We start from the raw sequence: 16191 nt of genomic DNA on the forward strand, positions 1-16191 counted from the left end.
GAGGCTGCGTGGTTCGGTTTAGCTGATTGGTTCTGGCATCGGCTTGACGGTGTAGGCGATTTCGATGCTGTCGCCGGTTTCTGGGTTGGTCATCACTACGCGCCATGCATCGGCGAATTGGTTGACCTCCCCATCCATAGGGATGGTGCCGGAGATCAAGATGGTGCCTTCTTCCGCGTCGCCGCGTTCGGTGAGCTTCTCGATCCAATACTTTGGCGGCAAAAGCTCGGCGAGGGTTCCGTTCTGGATCTGCTGTTCATTGCCGTCTGCGCCCGTGACAAAAGCCTCCAGGCGGATCGCGTCGAGGTTTTCTTCAACGTCTTTCAGGCGCCATGCTTTCTTGCCCAGAACGTCTGGAGAAGCGTTCTTGCTCCAGGCGACGCCGTGCTCTTCCAGTGCGCGGTCGGTGTGGTCGCATGCCACGGTGAGCAAGACGTGGTTGGCGGTGAAGATGATGGCCCATTCAGCTTCGCCGGAGGTCTTGTTGTGCTGTACGTCGACAACCTCCGTCTGCTGCGCGAGGTAAGGAGACACCGGGTAGAGCGACGGGATGGTGGCTGGGGCAGGCACGCCGAGCTCTGCGAGCTCGTCGATGTGGGCCTGGACGTCCTCCTGGTTTCGGCCAGCGTAACCGGCGTTGAGGAGCTTCTTGACGTTCACTGTTTCGGTTGATCCGTCAGGTAGTTCGAAGCTAAGGGTGGTCATTTTGGTGCGTCCTTTCAGGCTTTTACGTGTTCGTCGTCGACGTTAGAATCTCAGAGTTCATTCTTGTATACAACTTGTATATAATCAACGGTACCTGTGACCTGCTTCACTAACGAAAGGTTGTTCGAAGTGAGCTCGACGCCTAGTCCGGCTAACGCAAAGCCGGAAGTTTCAAAGAAAGATTTGTACAAGGCCTTTGTAGCGAGTCTGAGTGGTACCACGCTGGAGTGGTACGACTTCGCGATCTACTCTGCTGCTGCGGCCATCGTCTTCCCGCAATTGTTTTTCCCTACCGATGACCCGATGACCGGCGTCCTGCTGGCGTTCTCCACGTACGCGGTGGGTTACATTTCGCGTCCGGTTGGCGGCATTGTTTTTGGTCGTCTCGGTGACCGGGTAGGCCGTAAGAACATCCTGGTGTGGACACTGATTTTGATCGGTGTTGCGACCGTCTTGATTGGTCTTCTGCCAACCTACGCTCAGATTGGTGTAGCCGCGCCTATCATCCTGGTGCTGTTGCGTTTTGCACAGGGTGTCGGTGTTGGTGGCGAGTGGGGCGGCGCCGTCCTGCTCTCCGGTGAATACGGAGAACCTGAACGCCGCGGATTCTGGTCTTCTGCGGCACAGATTGGTCCTCCTGCAGGCAACTTGCTCGCTAACGGAGCTTTCGCCCTGCTCTCCCTCATCCTCACGAACGATCAATTCATGGCGTGGGGTTGGCGTGTAGCGTTCCTGGTTTCTGCACTTCTGGTTGCTTTCGGTTTGTGGATTCGCCTCAAGCTGGAGGACACCCCAGTGTTCCGCGCTGTCGAGGAGTCCGGTGATAAGCCAGAGAAGCCGATCACCGAGCTACTCAAAACTCAGCCTAAGCAGCTGCTTTCCGCGGTCCTTTCCCGCATCGGTCCGGACGTGACGTACGCGCTGTTCACTGTGTTCACGCTGGCTTACGGCACGCTGGTTCTGGATCTTGAACGCACGATGGTGTTGTCAGCGGTCATGATCGGTTCAGTTTTCCAGCTGGTGCTTATCCCGTTGGCAGGGCATATCTCGGACAAGATCAACCGCCGCTGGGTTTACGGCGTTTCCGCGGTGGCAGCGGCAACGTGGGGATTCATTTTCTTCCTGCTTTTGCACACCAACCCGACCCTGTGGATGTACGTGGGTATCCCGATTGGTTTGTTCTTCCACTCGTTCATGTACGGCCCACAGGCGGCATTTGTGATCGAGCAGTTCCACCCGCGTCTGCGTTACACGGGTGCATCACTCGCTTACACCATCGCCGGTGTTTTGGGTGGTGCTATCGCTCCGGCGATGTTCACGTTGCTGCTCAATAAGACCGGCACCTGGGTCTTCGTCGCGCTCTACTTGGCGGTTGCATGCTGCGTGACCATCATCGGTTTGGTGATGGGCCGCGATAACAACGTGGAAGAGGACCACGAATACCTCGAGTCCATCAATAAGACCCGCCCGGTCATCGCGGGGAACTAAAGATCAGCTGCGGTTCCGCGGTCCGTGACCGCGGCTGTTACCAGGGGAAGTTCATCCCGCGGTCAAGCTGGCCGAGGAGGATATCCCGGGTGATGGTGATGTGTTCACGGATCGCGGCGACTGCGGCGTCTGCATCGCCGGCGTCCAGCGCGTCGAAGATGGCGTGGTGTTCACGCAGGACCTCTTGAAAACGGCCCTCGTTCATGGCCGCGCTGATACCGAAACGCATGTGGGTGACGCGCAGCTTGTGGTACATCTGCGACATGACGGCGTTGTCTGCGGCGTTGACGAGGGCGGCGTGGAAGGCCTGGTCGATCGAGATGAACTCTTTACGGTTTGCGGTGGCGATGTCGAGGGCTTCTTGTTCGGCTAGGAGGGATCGCATCGCGGTGCGGGGTACGGTGTCGGCGGCGATGGTCGCGCGGGCGCAGTGTTCTTCGATGAGGGACCGCATCGCGAAGGTGTCGCGGACGTTCTTGGCTGTCGTTGGCGGGACGTACGCGCCGCGGTGGGGGATCAGCTCAACGAATTCATCGGCGGCGAGCATGATGAGGGCTTCGCGGATAGGGGTTCGCGAAAGCCCTAGCCGTTCCACCAAGGTGGCTTCGGTGAGGAAGGTTCCCTGCACTTCAGGGTCAGTGAGCACGAGCTCCCGTAACCGCTCGTATGCGGCGATGCGGGCAGCCGGACCAACAAGTTTAGCCATAGTTTCAACCCTAGCCTTTCGCTATTTAGATGTTCATAGCAGGTCAACGTTCGTGTCGACAAGAACCGGCGCAGTAGCTGGGGTGAGGAAGGAAGTTCAGTGAAGGTAGCAATCGCTCAGATCAATTCGAGCTCGGATAAGCAGAAGAACCTGGACCTGATTCAGCGCAACGTTGCGGACGCCGCTGGGCAGGGGGCACGGCTGGTGGTGTTCCCTGAGGCGACCATGGTCCCGTTCGGTAGCAACCTCGCTGATGCTGCGGAGGAGTTGGATGGCCCGTTTGCTCAGCGTGTGCGTGAGCTGGCGGCTGAAGCCGGCGTGGTGGTAGCCGTAGGCATGTTCCGTCCGGGCAGCGGTGGCCGTGTCATCAATACGTTGTTCGTGACGGGTGTTGATGCGGCCGGCGAAAAGGTCGAGGCGAATTACGACAAGATTCACCTCTTCGACGCGTTTGGGCACAAGGAGTCTGATGCGGTGGTTCCGGGGGATGATCTTGTTGCGGTGAACATCGACGGTGTCACTGTGGGCTTGACGATCTGTTACGACGTGCGGTTCCCGGCCTTGTACACCTCGTTGGCCCGTGCTGGCGCTGACGTGGTTGTGTGCTCGATTTCGTGGGGTTCGGGTGAGGGTAAGGTTGAGCAGCTTGAGCTGTTGGGCCGTGCACGCGCCTTGGATTCGACGACGTATGTTGTTGGCTGTGACCAGGCTGATACGGCGGTGACTGGGGCGGAATCGACTCCAGGTTCCCCGAATGGCGTGGGGCATTCCTTTGTTGCGGGGCCGACTGGCAACATGATCGCATCAGCGGGAAGCGGCGTGGAGCTGTTGGTGGTTGACCTTGATGTGGATGCGGTCGCTCCTGCGAGGGAGAAGCTGCCGGTATTGCAGAACTCCCGCTTGGAAGGTGAGAACCGTGTCCGCGTGATGTGAGTGGCGTCTGCGCACTGTCGATGCGGCGGCCCCGGATGAGTTTCTATCCGCGGCCGCCGCTCTTGTACATAAGAAGCCCGCGCTAGAGGCATAAAACTTTCGCGTGTAGGGGGCTGGTGCTCATTCGTGCGGTTGTGGTGGAATAAAAATCGTGGGTCCGTACCCCCCTCATTTTTGAGTTCGAAAGGCTCCGCATGCGCCGCACCACCGCCGCCCTTTCCGCCCTCCTCCTCAGTGTTGGCTTGGCCAGCTGTTCCCAAAGCAATAACGATGCGCCGCAACAGGAGCAGAACCAAAGTCAGCAGACGATGCCTCAACAACAGCAGGGGCAGCCGCAGCAACAAGGTCAGCAGGGGCAGCCGCAGCAGACTCCGACGCAACAGCACCAGAACCAGCAACAGCAGAGTCAGCCGGCACCGACGCCGAGCCCTTCGATGCCGCGTAATCACCCGAGTAACGGCGGGCTGAAACCTGACCTTTCAAAGCTGACCCAGCCGTCGGGCCCCTATGAGAAAGCTACGCTGAGTCATCCTGCGCGGAACGTGCCCATCCCGCGGCTGAGCCCGAATGTGAAAAACGACCGAGCCGGCGTCAAGGAGACCGTGCGGTACTTCATGGCTTCCCAAGAATATGTTCGACAGACGGGTAAGGCGCGGCCGTTAGCTGCGGTGGCGTCGGCAAGCTGTGAAACCTGCTGGCTGTACGCCACAAGTGTGAATAATCTGACGTATTCCAAGGGCAACTGGTACGTGGGTGACGGGCTCACCTATGACGAACGAACGCTACAAATCCAGGAGCATCCTGACCGGCCTGGGGTAGTTGTCGCGTCGTTCGATTTCTTTGAGAACGAGGTGACCCTCGTTGAGAAGGGTCGCCCGCAAGTGGTGGCGCGGCCGAACACGTTCCGCTCCACGATGACCATGGAGTACACCCCATCCGTGGAGAGGTGGATCATCCTCCACCTCGACAACCAGCCACGGTGAGGTTGGCGCATGAACAGGCTGGAACGAGAACTTATTGCCTCACCTCTGCGCCGGTCGGCCCGGGACAGGTCGGTTCGGTTCGCTGATGCGGGTATCGAACCGGCTGCTCGCCCATTTTCGTTGGGTTGCGTTCAGCAACTCGAAAATGTCGTTGCAGACGAAACCGCGTTTGCCCTTGCCGACGCTGCGCCGCTCTAGGACGCCGGCCTCAGCGAGGTATTCAAGGGCGTTATGTGCTGAGGTGCCGCTGGTTCCGGTCAGCCGAGCCGCCACATCGACAGTCAAAGCAGGCAACTTCGGCAGGGCGTCGAGGATCTTCCATACGGTTGAGTCGCTACGCGGAGTCCGTGTGTCGGTCTGCTCGGCATAGTCGGCGACCATGGCTCGAGCGTCACGTTCAAACTCGTCGAGCTCATCCCTGAGTTCAGAGGCAAGATCCACAGCGTCATCGGCGGCAGCGATGAACGTCCGCAGCCACGCGTTGATGCCTTCGCTGATGCTGAGCTCGCGGACCGGTTCAGCATCTGATGCGAGCTCAGCGCTGTGCGGGATGCCACGGAACCTCATGAGCCCGGCAATGTATTCATCGGAACGCGTCAGGAGCACCTGACTGATCGGCAGGACGGACCCTTCTGTGAGGCCGCCACGGACAAGCACGGTGTGGATGAGCGCACGACCGATGCGCCCATTACCGTCAGCGAAAGGGTGCAGAGTTTCGAACTGCGCATGAACCAGCCCGGCCTGGATCAGGGACCCCACGGCGGCGCCGTTCATGAACTCCACCAGGTCCTCAACCGCGGGAACTAGCGCGTCTTCGCTGGGCGGAATGAACTCGGCTTGGCCCGGGTGGAACTCGCTCCCGCCAACCCAGTTTTGTCTGTCACGAATGCCTGAGGCGCCCAGGTGGGGTAGCAGTTCTGTCTGTAGCGCTTCGATGTCGGCCCACGTGACGTTTTCGGCTGTCCCGAGGCCCTCAACAGCGCTGGTGAGGGCCGCGATGTTGGCGGCGACTTCTGCCGCTACCGACGGATGCCCCGCGTCAGGGGAGCTGTTAGTCCCGTTTTCTAGTTGCTTGAGCTCTTCAAACACGATGTTCTTCGGGTTAGAACGCAACCCCTCTATGTAGGAGCTTGACACGGCTTCGCTACGCAGAAGGTGGCGGGACACGGCTTCGAGTTTGCCTGCGGCGTCGTGAAACTTCAGGTTTCGAATGCGGCGCTCCACGCGGCCGGCTTCGGCCGCTACTGCCGGGTCGATGCGCCACTCAGGTCTGGTGAGCGAGAACGGCTGATATGCCCAATAGGTTCCGTGCCAGCGGTCGCGCGGGCGCCGTGCATTGTCAGAGGGAGTCCATTCCCTAGCTGTCCACGACATAAGCCCTAGCCTTCCAACGAGCGACGTTTATCTCAAGGATAATGCTTATCCTTGAGAGAATGACCGCTTTACCCAAGGATAATGCTTATCCTTGGGCGCTGGCCTCGCGCGGCCAAGGGTAACCGCGAAGCTTAAACAACGACGGTGCTAAGCGCCGTCACCTCAGTGATCGGCTGCTCGGCGCCGTCGTTTGGTGCTGCAATTAGCTCAGCAGAAGCCAGCTCAGCAGGACCTGGCTCACAGGCTCGTTACTGGGTCTTGTCCGTTCATGAAGGCGATGAATCGGTCCTCTGGAAGCTGGTCCACGTCAACCAGGTGAGCCAGCACCTGTGCGACCAGTTCGCGGCTGGTATCCGTGTTCTCCGGTACACCGCTGTTCGGGTTGAAACGCTGCACACCGGCGGGCGCATCCTCATCGGTGAGCAGGCCCGGGCCAACGATGGCGTAGTCCAGGCTGGTGGCCTGCAGGTGCTCATCGGTGGCGCGCTTAGCCAGCACGTAGTGGTGGAAGGGGTCTTCTTCGTCGATGGGGTGCACGAACGAGGTCGCGAAGCTCACCATCAGGTAGCGCGGGTTGCTAGCTGCGCGGGTGGCTGCGTCGATCGATGCGATCGCGGCGTCGCGGTCGATCGCGTACGTCTGGTCGACACCGTTGCGGCCGCCGTTGCCCGCCGCCCAAATGATGACGTCTTTGTCGCGCAGCAGCTCATCCCACGCGGCGTCGTCGAAGTCGAGCATCTCGGCAATACGAGGCTTTGCGCCGAGGGCTACGATGTCGGCCTCATATTCAGGTTTCCGGATGAGGGCCTCGACGTTGTGGCCGGCCTTGGTCAGCAACGGCAAGGCGCGCAGGGCAACTCGTCCGTGGCCGCCAATGACAAGGACATTCTTAGATGTAGTCATGCCAACAACCCTACGCGCGGGGTCTGGAGCGGCTTCAGGTTCTGCTAATAAAGATGAGTTTACTCCCGAGTCCTCCAGACCGCCTCGGCCGTCATCCAGGGGCTCCAGCGCCGTTAACCCTGCTTCGGCGGGCCGCCCGGCTCCTGCCACTGATGGTTCGGCGGCTGCTGCCATTGCTGCTGGTTGGGATCTCCGTAGTACTGCTGCGGGTTCGGAGCAAACTCCTGGAGTGGAAACTGCTGCGGTGGATACTGCTGAGACGGCCCGGCATGGGCGGTCCGGTTCTTGCGTCGAGCCACGACGATGATGAGCGCAAGGACGACGATGACCCCCGCGGCAATCCCGATCACAGCGAAGGTCGGGAAACCTGCAGGCTGCGCCGGCGTGGCAGGCTGCGCCGGCGTGACGGGCTGGGCCGGCGTGGCGGGCGTGACCGGAGGGCCAGCCACGTCATCGGCCGGTTCCACATCAGACGGGGCATCGTTCCCGTTACCCCAAACCCCGGCGTTCGGGGCCATCCCCAGCCAGCCTTGATCCTTTGCCACCTGGGGTAGCCACACGACGGCCTCCGGGTCGAGGCCCGCATCGACCTTGTAGTGCTCGGGATACGCCATTGTCGAATCGTCCGCGAAGCCGTCACACAATTGACGTACGACATCCCACTGCGGATCATCGTTGGCCATACCGGGATAGGTGATGGGCACATCGGGGTACTGCATCGGGTCATTGTCGATAAACGCAACCGGATCGATGACGCCAAACCCGAGCTCTCTGCTCTGGCGTCCACCGTTACTCGCCGTTTCCGTCAGCGAGTGAATGAGCTGGTGATAGGTCGCATCGGGCCATTTCTGGTGTCCGAGCGCCAGCGTTCCCGCAACGATCGGCGACGAAAAGCTCGTGCCTGCACCATTGGATACCAGTTTTCCATCCGCCTCGCGCAAGGTGAGCTTTTCCCCGGGCGCCGCAACCGTGAGCCCCTTACCTGCTGCCGCCCAGTTCGTGGCTGCTCCGCCCGGCTTCGAGGCGGTCACCGACACCACACCCGGCAGGCCGGCCGATTCGGCGGAGACCTTCCCGTCGTTTCCCGCGCCGGTGATGAGCGCCTTGCCACGCATCTGCCAGTAGGCATTCTGATAGCTGGTCGGCTGCGTCGGCCCGAGTAGCGACATCGACATGATGTCGGCCCCAAGTTTTTCGGCCTCCATCATGCGCCCGCCACCGAACACCATCTCATCGCAGCCGGACGGCCAGGCCGATGAGGCCGGGGTGATCGCAAAGGGTTGTTCCATGACGAGGAGCTTGGCCTTCGGCGCCACCCCTTGGATACGCCCGTCGCCTCCCTGTCCGACGATCATCGTCGCCACCTGAGTCCCGTGCGCAACGGACTCCTTATGGGTACCCCCGTCAAGATCGACGGCGCTCTTCGAGGCCTCTCGTATCGGCAGGCATTCGTCGGGCATCGGCACGAATTCAATATCAGCACCCTGGAGATCGGGGGAATTGAGGTCGACGCCCGTTTCAGCGATAGCGATCGTCACGCCGGCCCCATCGAGGCCTTGATCGCGCAGCTTCGAGTAGCCCAGTTCCTTGTCAAACCACGACGACGCATTGCCGGCAGCAACCGACGGAGCGAGTGGGACGAGAATGCTCCCGGCCGTTACGACGGCGGCAAGAAGAGCACCCCACATCCGCCGACGAAAGGTTCGTCCCCGGGCCGTCCCACACCGTGACGGCGTCGCATCATTCGGGTAATCCTCAACGCGCATTACCGGGATCCTCTCACCTTAAACAAGCCACGGCGATACCCCAACGCGGGACGCCACCCGTCAACCCTAGTGAGCATAAATGAACACCACGTGAATCATGCCGCCACATAAAACGAAGACTGCCTCTCGGTACGTCCGAGAGGCAACATGGCCGTGTCGAGCGGTGGGTACGGTCAGACGTCCGATGGCGGCGGGCCGACGACGACGAGGTCCAGTTCGTTGCGGGCTCTGTCGAATCCTTCTTTGGGGAAATACGGTTCGCCGCCCTCCTCATGGACGAGGTGATCCGTCGGCTCATTCATGTACTCGAAGAAGGGCTCGAAGATCGGCGGCGTCAGTAACCCGAGCATCTGCGTGTTGTTGGCCGCAAGCGAGAAGCTGTGGATGGTTCCCGCCGGAGCGTGGAGGAAGTCTCCGGGGCCCAATCTGATCTCTTCCCCGTTGGCGTGAAGCTTCACAGCCCCCTGGACGCAGAAGAAGTTCTCCGAGTGAGCCATGTGGAAGTGAAGCGGGATGTATCCGGCCTTGGCGCCTCGGGTCTCCATTGCGAAGAATCTGTCACCTGTGTTGCGTCCCCGGACCGGAAAGACGTTGGTCTGCTGGTGGGTTTCGAACCTGTCGCCGTATCCCGCCTGATTGACGAAGGCCTCGACACCGCCGGGGAGAGTCTCTGCGACGTCTCCGAACGGCGCATCTGCTGGCCCCTCATGCAGTTGGACGCCGAACTGGCCGCTGACCTCAGAGGTGAGGAGACCACCCAGGCTCCCGGACGGACGGCGGGAGAAGATGTGCGATGCGGTTCTGTGCCCGGCCCCGGCGGCCAGCCGGTACAGCCAGTCGTCGGTGGAATGCAGCAGGAAGGTGTTGAACGCAGCTTCCAATTCATCGCGGAAGATGTCTGGAATGTGGGCTCCTGGTCGGGGTCGCTCATTGACGGATTTGTGGCACCAGATATCACCCAGAACAAGCCGATGCTACCTTCGGGGAACCTGAAGCAAGCGGTTGCGGGATCCCCACGTGGCGGCGCTACGAGATCGGCGACCACTTCATCCACTTCGATTTTGGTGAAGAGGGCCTACACAAGGTCACCCTCCTCCTGGAAACCCCCGAAGTCCAGAAAAACTAAGCACGCGCCGTACCTGTTTCGGCTAGTCGGCCTGAGCGGCCTCCGCAGGAAGCCCCGCCAGCCAGGGGAATGTGTATCTGCTCATTCAAACCGATGGCAGCGATGCCGAGCGTGAGGCGCAACTGGTGCTCGAAGTGGTCGAGCGGGCCGGTGGGCGGGCCGTGCTCACCACCGACCCCGAGGCAGCCGCATCACTGGTGGATGTGCGCCGGCAGGGTTTCCCGGCGCTGGATGCAATGGGTGCGGTGCTCGTTGAAGATGTTGCCGTGCCGCGCTCAAAAATGGTGGCGATGTTCGCCGAAAGCGGCAAGTGAAATGTTTCAGGCGGCACTTGCACTCGGCGGCACGCTCTCGGGCGAGCACGGCATCGGCCTGCTCAAACGCCGCTGGCTCGGCGACGAGCTGGGCGATCGGCAATATGAGTTGCAGCGGCAGATCAAGCGCGTCTTTGATCCGAAAAACATTCTCAATAGGGGCAAGGTGTTTGCTGAATAGTGACTATTGAGTGGCATTTGTGAATTGTTGATGGTGCCGACTCGTTAATTTCTCATCGAACCTGAAGATAGCGAGGTAGCTGCGGGAGTACACTGAGCTTGGGCGTTATCGTCGCCGATCGGTGCGTGATCCGTGCCGACTCATCTTCCAATTAGGAGGTCGTAATGAAGGCAGCACGCTACTACGGAAATCACGACATTCGCATCGAAGACATTCCCGAGCCGAAGGTCACCCCTGGCACAGTCGGTATTGACGTTGCCTGGTGCGGTATCTGCGGCACCGACCTGCACGAATACCTCGACGGCCCCATTTTCTGCCCGCCCGCGGGGCACCCACACCCCATCTCGGGTGAAGAGTCGCCCATCACGCTCGGGCACGAAATGTCGGGCGTTGTCTACGAGGTGGGCGAGGGCGTTGAAGGATTCGAAGTTGGTGACCACGTTGTCGTCGAACCCTACATCATCGCTGACGGCGTCGACACTGGCCCCGACAGCAACGACTACCACCTGTCAAAAGACATGAACTTCATTGGCCTGGCCGGTCGCGGCGGTGGCCTGTCAGAAAAAATCGCGGTCGAGCGCCGTTGGGTGCACAAGATTTCGAAGGATATTCCCCTCGACCAGGCCGCGCTCATCGAGCCGTTCTCGGTAGCCGTGCACGCGGTTGAGCGCTCGGGTGCCAAAGCCGGCGACGTCGCTATCGTCGGCGGTGCCGGGCCGATCGGTGTGCTCTGCGGTGCTGCGCTCAAGGCCATCGGAGCCACCGTCGTGGTGTCTGAGCTGAGCGAACTGCGCCGCCAAAAGGCACTCGACTCGGGTGCCGCCGACTACGCCTTCGACCCGCGCGAGGTCGACGTGGTCGAGAAGGTGCGCGAACTCACCGACGGTAAGGGCGCGAATGTCGCCATCGAGGCCACCAGCGTGCAGGTCGTGCTTGACACTCTGATGGATGCACTGCGTCCCACCGGTGTGCTGCTGATCGTCTCGATCTGGGGCCACAAGGCCGACTTCGACATGCACAAGCTGGTCATGAAGGAGATCGACATGCGCGGTTCGATCGCGTACGTCAACACGCATCCCAAGACCATCAAGATGGTTGAGGAAGGCAAGGTCGACCTGAAGCCATTTATCACCGGCAAGATCGGCCTTGACGACCTCATCGACAAGGGCTTCGACACCCTCATCAACCGCAACGAAACCGCGGTAAAAATTTTGGTGTCGCCCTCGGGTGAGGGTCTCGAATAGTCCCAACGAAGTGCGTGCATCCTGATGCGCACGCTGAACGCCCCGCAGTTTTGCTGCTGCGGGGCGTTCGCTTTGGGTCCGGGCGGGCTGCTGGGGCTGTTTTGTGACACTAGGCTTGGAGCATGTCTGAACTGTCTTCGCGCGCATCCGCAGAAATTGAACTCGTAAACGAACACGGCACCAATAACTACGGCTCGCTGCCGGTGGTGCTCGCTGAAGGCAAGGGTGCCTGGGTCACCGATGTAGACGGTAAGCGCTACCTCGACGCCGTGATGGCATACTCGGCCGCAAACTTCGGCCACTCGAACGACAAGTTCATCGATATCGCCTGCGCCCAGATGCGCAAGCTCGACGTCACGTCGCGAGCGTTCTACGCCACCGCTTTGGCGAGTTCGCCGAGGCGATCACGAAGCTGTCAGGCCTCGACCGCGTGCTAATGATGAACACCGGCGCCGAAGCCAACGAAACCGCGATCAAAGCCGCCCGCAAGTGGGGCTGCAAGGTGAAAGGCGTGGCCGCCGACTAGGCCAGAATCATTGTGATGCGCGGCAACTTCCACGGCCGTACCACGACCATCATGTCGTTCAGCGATGACGAAAACGCGCGGGATGGATTCGGTCCGTTCACACCGGGACGCCGTTCCGTTTCCAGGTCGAGGGCATCCTGCCCGATATTGTCACCTGTGCAAAATCGCTGAGTGCCGGTCTTTACCCGGTGTCGGCGGTGCTCGGCAGCAACGAGGTGATGGGCGTATTCACGCCGGGAACGCACGGTTCGACCTTTGGCGGGAACCCGGTGGCAACCGCGCTCGGTAAAGCGGTGTGTGACGAACTCGCCACCGGCAGGTGGCAGGCGCACGCCGAAGAACTGCATCCGGTGCTCTTTGATGGACTGCGCGCGCTGCTCGGGCACGGTCTCACCGAGGTGCGAGGTGTGGCGCTGTGGGCGGGTGTTGATATTGACCCTGCGGTCGTTTCGGGCTCACTGCTTCTTAAGTCCGCGAAGGTCCTCGGACCGAATGGTGTGCGGCAGGGGTATTACGGTCAGGACATTAACCTGACTACCTAGAACCTGGCGCGTATCAACATGTTTTTGCATGACGTGAACTATGACAAGTTCAATATCGCGCACGGGGATACGCTGATTGATCCGCAGCATTGGGATGGTCAGCCGTGTGAAGCGATTGTTTCTAACCCTTCGATTCTTATTTAATTCTTGTTTAATTCTTGTCAGCAGTGTCAGCTACACTCAAATCACAATCAAGAAGTCTGACGTGAAGCCTCTCAGCTTGTCGACTAGCAACCGCTTATCGCTAGCGGTGCTCCTGGGAGAAGATTGGCCCTCGATCAAAAGAATCGAGTGGAAACAGCGACATTCAAGGAAATAATCATGACCAATCCGAGCTTCTCTTCGGATCACGATGATTCTGACCGCCCCGGCGGCCCCCTCCAACACAGCGCGGACATCGCCAAGTGCACTGACTATGCTTCTTTGGGGCATCAGATGCACTGGGTTCGTGCTCGAAGAGCGATGCTGAGCGATGATTGGGAACCTGCGCAGATCATCACTTCGATAGGGCACCAGCTTATTTTCGTGACGGGTAGTGGCATCCATCTAATGTGGAACCATGATCCGATCTTTCTGTCGAGTCGTGTCAACCTCGCAGCCCAAGCAGAGGATGTTGAGGTCATGTGGTCGGCTAGCTTCAGTATGCTCACTATCCGCGTTGGCGATAGTCGGAGCTGGTGCTGTGTCGGTCTCCAGGACGGCCCGATAACCCCCTGCACGTTCTGAATAGCGGTGGCTTCTCTTAGCTCGAACAAGCTGTGTCAGAGGTGGGCGGGGTGTCTGTGTTAGCGTTCTTCACCCTCGCCTCCATCGCCGCCGCATCAAGCTCAGCGCAGGCCGGCTCGTTCAGCCAGCGCCTGCGCCGTAACCGAGCGCGAATCCGGGCCCACACCCTGCTGAGCGACCGCGGCCGGCGTTCCTGTTGCGAGGATCTGGCCGCCCTCGTCGCCGGCTCCCGGGCCGACGTCGATGACGTGGTCAGCCTGCGCGACCACCCGGAGGTCGTGCTCAACCACGACCACCGTCGCGCCATCCTCGACCAACCGCCGCAACTGCGCAAGCAGCAGGTCAACGTCCGCGGGGTGCAGCCCCGTCGTCGGCTCATCCAGTAGGTACAGGCTGTGCTTACGGCTGGAGCCGCGTTGCATCTCGGAGGCGAGCTTGATCCGTTGCGCCTCGCCGCCCGAAAGCTCCGGGGAACCCTGCCCCAGCCGCAGATAGCCCAGACCGAGCGCGTGCAGGAATTCGACCGAGCGTAGAATCCGCGGCTCCTCCGCGAAAGCCTCAAGCGCCTCGTCCACGGTCAACGCCAAAACATCCGCGATGCTGCGGCCGTTCCACTGCACCTCAAGGATCTCCGGCCTATAACGCTTGCCGTGGCAGGCCGGGCAGGTCGTGTACGTGCCCGGCAGGAACACCAGCTCGACCTCGATGCTGCCCGCGCCATCGCACTCGGGGCAGCGGCCCTTCGTTGTGTTGTAGGAAAAGTCGGATACCGACATGCCGCGCCGCTTAGCCTCGGGTGTTGCGGCGAAGAGCTTGCGGACGTGGTCGAAAAGGCCCGTGTAGGTCGCGACGGTGGAACGCACAGTGCGGCCGATCGGCTTTTGGGTGATGTGAACCAGGCGGCGGATCTTATCCAGCCCCGTTGCGCTCTCCACCCGGAAGTCCTCGGAAGAGTCGGAACCTGGCGTGAGCTCAGCGTCCGCGTCCTCGGCGGTGGCCTCATCGGCGCCAACCACCTGCTGGGCCGAACGCGCCGCCGCGTCAGCCAGCACCCCGGTGACCAAGGTGGACTTGCCGGAACCGGACACACCCGTGACCGCGGTGAGCGCGCCGAGCGGGAAGTCGACGTCGGCCCCGTCGAAAGCGCGTGCGTGCACGCCGGTCAGGCTGATGGATTCACCGGTGCCGGCCGGGGTGTCCGTCAGTTCCGGGAACTCCGCGTTCAACGCGGCAGCAGTGGGGGAGCCCAGCTGCTCTGCTTTAGCGCGGAACTCGCTCGTGGGGCCGGAGAACACAAGTTGACCGCCGCGCTCGCCGGCGCGCGGGCCGATGTCCACGATCCAATCGCATCCCGCCACCAGGGACATGTCGTGCTCCACCAGAAGCACCGAATTACCGGCGTCGATGAAGCGCTGCAGAAGCTCGGAGACCGCTTTCCGCTCCACGACGTGCAGGCCGGCCGAGGGCTCATCCAGCACATAGGTTGTGCCGAACAGGTTCGAGTTCAACTGGGATGCCAGCCGCAGGCGCTGATGCTCACCCGCGGACAAGCTGCGTGCCGGGCGGGAGAGGCTCAGGTGGCCCAGCCCCAGCTCGATAGCCGCGCGCACCGTGGGCAGCACCTGATCCAGCAGTAGCTTTTCGGCCTCGTCGTGCTCGTTCCACTGCTGCTTGCTGATCCCCTCCACACGCTGGAGGCGGTTCTCCAGCGCGGACAGCACGTCCTTCAAGGCCAGGTTGTTGAACTCGTCGATCGCGTAGCCGGCGTAGGTGACCTGCAAGGTGTCCGGCTGGAAGCCGCGGCCCTGGCAGGTGGGGCACGTCGATGAATGCATGAAGGAAAGCACGCGGCGGCGGTTCTTATCCGACTCGGTTTCCGCGAGGGTGTCGGTGAGGTATGTGGCTACCGAGCGCCATTTGCCTTTATAGGACCCGTGCACAGCGTTTTCGTCCCGCACCGGGTGGACGGTGACCACCGGCTGTTCGTCCGTGAACAGGATCCAGTCGCGGTCCTTTTGTGGAATCTCCCGCCACGGGATGTCGATGGGGTAGCCGAGGGTGCCCAGGATGTCCCGGAAGTTCTTGCCCAGCCACGCCCCGGGCCATGCGGCGATCGCGCCGTCCCAGATGGACAGGCTGGGGTCCGGCACCATCGATTCTTCCGTTGGCCGGTGCACAGCGCCGGTACCTTGGCATTCGGGGCACATGCCGGCGGTGGTGTTGGGGGAGAAGGCGTCGGAGTCGAGCCGGCCGTATTCGAGCCGCTCCCGCATGCCGGCCGGGTAGGTCCCGGAGCGCGAGAAGAGCAGCCGAATACTGTTCGACATATTCGAGATCGTGCCGACGGAGGAGCGCGCCCCGCCCAGGGTGGTGGACTGTTGCAGGGCCACCGTCGGCGGCAGGCCAGTGACCGACCCGACGCGCGGGTTGACTGCGCCACCGATGAGCCGGCGGGCGAAGGGGGCGACGGATTCCAGGTAGCGGCGCTGCGCCTCGCCGTGGATGGTGCCGAAAGCGAGGCTGGATTTGCCTGAACCTGAAACGCCGGTGATGGCCACGAGGGTGTCGCGCGGCAGGTCGACGTCGATGTGTTTCAGGTTGTGTAGGTGCGCGTCACGCACCCGGATCATGGGATCGTGCTCCGCGCGCGCCGTTGCGTGCGGAACTGTGTGCG

Annotated in this window: 15 protein-coding genes, 3 pseudogenes and 1 riboswitch; of the genes and pseudogenes, 10 read left to right on the top strand and 8 right to left on the bottom strand. The window is 61.3% G+C overall.

Annotated features, from left to right (window positions below):
* Nucleotides 1–18 precede the first annotated feature (18 nt).
* The gene (locus JOD50_RS05490) at nt 19–705 is read right to left on the bottom strand and encodes a DUF2848 domain-containing protein (RefSeq protein ID WP_204880730.1); all 687 of its coding nucleotides are present in this window, start codon (nt 703–705) and stop codon (nt 19–21) included.
* Nucleotides 706–834: 129 nt separating this feature from the next.
* Between JOD50_RS05490 and JOD50_RS05495 the strand changes: the two genes are divergently transcribed.
* Nucleotides 835–2193, top strand: coding sequence for an MFS transporter (locus JOD50_RS05495; protein ID WP_204880731.1), 1359 nt, complete (start codon nt 835–837; stop codon nt 2191–2193).
* Nucleotides 2194–2230: 37 nt separating this feature from the next.
* On the opposite strand, the gene JOD50_RS05500 is transcribed toward JOD50_RS05495, so the two are convergent.
* Nucleotides 2231–2899 carry a GntR family transcriptional regulator gene (locus JOD50_RS05500; RefSeq protein WP_204880732.1) on the bottom strand — a complete coding sequence of 223 codons (669 nt, stop codon included), beginning with the start codon at nt 2897–2899 and terminating at the stop codon, nt 2231–2233.
* Between the two features lie 99 nt (nt 2900–2998).
* Here JOD50_RS05500 and JOD50_RS05505 point away from each other — a divergent pair, with 99 nt between their 5' ends.
* Nucleotides 2999–3832: a nitrilase-related carbon-nitrogen hydrolase gene (locus JOD50_RS05505; protein ID WP_204880733.1), complete on the top strand. Its 834-nt coding sequence runs from the start codon at nt 2999–3001 to the stop codon at nt 3830–3832.
* A 231-nt stretch (nt 3833–4063) separates the two neighbouring features.
* On the opposite strand, the gene JOD50_RS05510 is transcribed toward JOD50_RS05505, so the two are convergent.
* Complete coding sequence (locus JOD50_RS05510) at nt 4064–4315, bottom strand: hypothetical protein (protein ID WP_204880734.1); 252 nt, start codon at nt 4313–4315, stop codon at nt 4064–4066.
* On the opposite strand from JOD50_RS05510, the gene JOD50_RS05515 reads away from it, so the two are divergent.
* Entirely contained in the window at nt 4267–4815 is a 549-nt protein-coding gene (locus tag JOD50_RS05515; protein WP_239541733.1) for a DUF6318 family protein, read from the top strand. The genes JOD50_RS05510 and JOD50_RS05515 overlap by 49 nt on opposite strands.
* A gap of 39 nt (nt 4816–4854) precedes the next feature.
* On the opposite strand, the gene JOD50_RS05520 is transcribed toward JOD50_RS05515, so the two are convergent.
* From JOD50_RS05520 to JOD50_RS10410, 4 genes are all read right to left on the bottom strand, one after another.
* Nucleotides 4855–6189: a Fic family protein gene (locus tag JOD50_RS05520; RefSeq protein WP_204880736.1), complete on the bottom strand. Its 1335-nt coding sequence runs from the start codon at nt 6187–6189 to the stop codon at nt 4855–4857.
* A 237-nt stretch (nt 6190–6426) separates the two neighbouring features.
* Nucleotides 6427–7092 carry an NAD(P)H-binding protein gene (locus JOD50_RS05525; RefSeq protein ID WP_204880737.1) on the bottom strand — a complete coding sequence of 222 codons (666 nt, stop codon included), beginning with the start codon at nt 7090–7092 and terminating at the stop codon, nt 6427–6429.
* 113 nt (nt 7093–7205) lie between these two features.
* Entirely contained in the window at nt 7206–8858 is a 1653-nt protein-coding gene (locus JOD50_RS05530; protein ID WP_204880738.1) for a S8 family peptidase, read from the bottom strand.
* Between the two features lie 173 nt (nt 8859–9031).
* A complete protein-coding gene (locus JOD50_RS10410; protein WP_239541535.1) occupies nt 9032–9739 on the bottom strand; it encodes a quercetin 2,3-dioxygenase in 708 nt (235 codons plus the stop codon).
* Between the two features lie 316 nt (nt 9740–10055).
* Between JOD50_RS10410 and JOD50_RS05540 the strand changes: the two are divergent.
* From JOD50_RS05540 to JOD50_RS05565, 7 genes and pseudogenes are all read left to right on the top strand, one after another.
* A pseudogene (locus tag JOD50_RS05540) lies at nt 10056–10479 on the top strand (FAD-binding oxidoreductase).
* Between the two features lie 164 nt (nt 10480–10643).
* Complete coding sequence (locus JOD50_RS05545) at nt 10644–11723, top strand: 2,3-butanediol dehydrogenase (protein ID WP_204880739.1); 1080 nt, start codon at nt 10644–10646, stop codon at nt 11721–11723.
* 122 nt (nt 11724–11845) lie between these two features.
* The gene (locus tag JOD50_RS05550; RefSeq protein ID WP_101629836.1) at nt 11846–12160 is read left to right on the top strand and encodes an aminotransferase class III-fold pyridoxal phosphate-dependent enzyme; all 315 of its coding nucleotides are present in this window, start codon (nt 11846–11848) and stop codon (nt 12158–12160) included.
* Nucleotides 12160–12249: a hypothetical protein gene (locus JOD50_RS10520; protein WP_260076816.1), complete on the top strand. Its 90-nt coding sequence runs from the start codon at nt 12160–12162 to the stop codon at nt 12247–12249. The genes JOD50_RS05550 and JOD50_RS10520 overlap by 1 nt, the downstream gene beginning before the upstream one ends.
* Before the next feature lie 146 nt (nt 12250–12395).
* Nucleotides 12396–12662 (top strand): annotated as a pseudogene (locus JOD50_RS10740) (aminotransferase class III-fold pyridoxal phosphate-dependent enzyme); the annotation flags it as partial.
* A gap of 21 nt (nt 12663–12683) precedes the next feature.
* A pseudogene (locus tag JOD50_RS10745) lies at nt 12684–12920 on the top strand (N-6 DNA methylase); the annotation flags it as partial.
* Nucleotides 12921–12980: 60 nt separating this feature from the next.
* A riboswitch (SAM riboswitch) is annotated at nt 12981–13097 on the top strand.
* Between the two features lie 15 nt (nt 13098–13112).
* Nucleotides 13113–13517: a hypothetical protein gene (locus tag JOD50_RS05565; RefSeq protein ID WP_204880741.1), complete on the top strand. Its 405-nt coding sequence runs from the start codon at nt 13113–13115 to the stop codon at nt 13515–13517.
* Nucleotides 13518–13618: 101 nt separating this feature from the next.
* Here the strand turns inward: JOD50_RS05565 and JOD50_RS05570 are convergent, their stop codons facing one another.
* Complete coding sequence (locus tag JOD50_RS05570; RefSeq protein WP_204881555.1) at nt 13619–16147, bottom strand: excinuclease ABC subunit UvrA; 2529 nt, start codon at nt 16145–16147, stop codon at nt 13619–13621.
* Nucleotides 16148–16191 lie beyond the last annotated feature (44 nt).

It is taken from the genome of Pseudoglutamicibacter cumminsii, assembly GCF_016907775.1.
In the GTDB taxonomy this organism is placed as follows: domain Bacteria; phylum Actinomycetota; class Actinomycetes; order Actinomycetales; family Micrococcaceae; genus Pseudoglutamicibacter; species Pseudoglutamicibacter cumminsii.

Excerpts from the sequence above, each read along its gene's own strand:
- JOD50_RS05490 (WP_204880730.1), bottom strand. The coding sequence starts at position 705 with ATGACCACCCTTAGCTTCGAACTACCTGACGGATCAACCGAAACAGTG.
- JOD50_RS05500 (WP_204880732.1), bottom strand. The coding sequence starts at position 2,899 with ATGGCTAAACTTGTTGGTCCGGCTGCCCGCATCGCCGCATACGAGCGG.
- JOD50_RS05515 (WP_239541733.1), top strand. The coding sequence starts at position 4,267 with ATGCCGCGTAATCACCCGAGTAACGGCGGGCTGAAACCTGACCTTTCA.
- JOD50_RS05520 (WP_204880736.1), bottom strand. The coding sequence starts at position 6,189 with ATGTCGTGGACAGCTAGGGAATGGACTCCCTCTGACAATGCACGGCGC.
- JOD50_RS05525 (WP_204880737.1), bottom strand. The coding sequence starts at position 7,092 with ATGACTACATCTAAGAATGTCCTTGTCATTGGCGGCCACGGACGAGTT.
- JOD50_RS05530 (WP_204880738.1), bottom strand. The coding sequence starts at position 8,858 with ATGCGCGTTGAGGATTACCCGAATGATGCGACGCCGTCACGGTGTGGG.
- JOD50_RS05545 (WP_204880739.1), top strand. The coding sequence starts at position 10,644 with ATGAAGGCAGCACGCTACTACGGAAATCACGACATTCGCATCGAAGAC.
- JOD50_RS05550 (WP_101629836.1), top strand. The coding sequence starts at position 11,846 with ATGTCTGAACTGTCTTCGCGCGCATCCGCAGAAATTGAACTCGTAAAC.
- JOD50_RS10520 (WP_260076816.1), top strand. The coding sequence starts at position 12,160 with ATGATGAACACCGGCGCCGAAGCCAACGAAACCGCGATCAAAGCCGCC.
- JOD50_RS05565 (WP_204880741.1), top strand. The coding sequence starts at position 13,113 with ATGACCAATCCGAGCTTCTCTTCGGATCACGATGATTCTGACCGCCCC.
- JOD50_RS05570 (WP_204881555.1), bottom strand. The coding sequence starts at position 16,147 with ATGATCCGGGTGCGTGACGCGCACCTACACAACCTGAAACACATCGAC.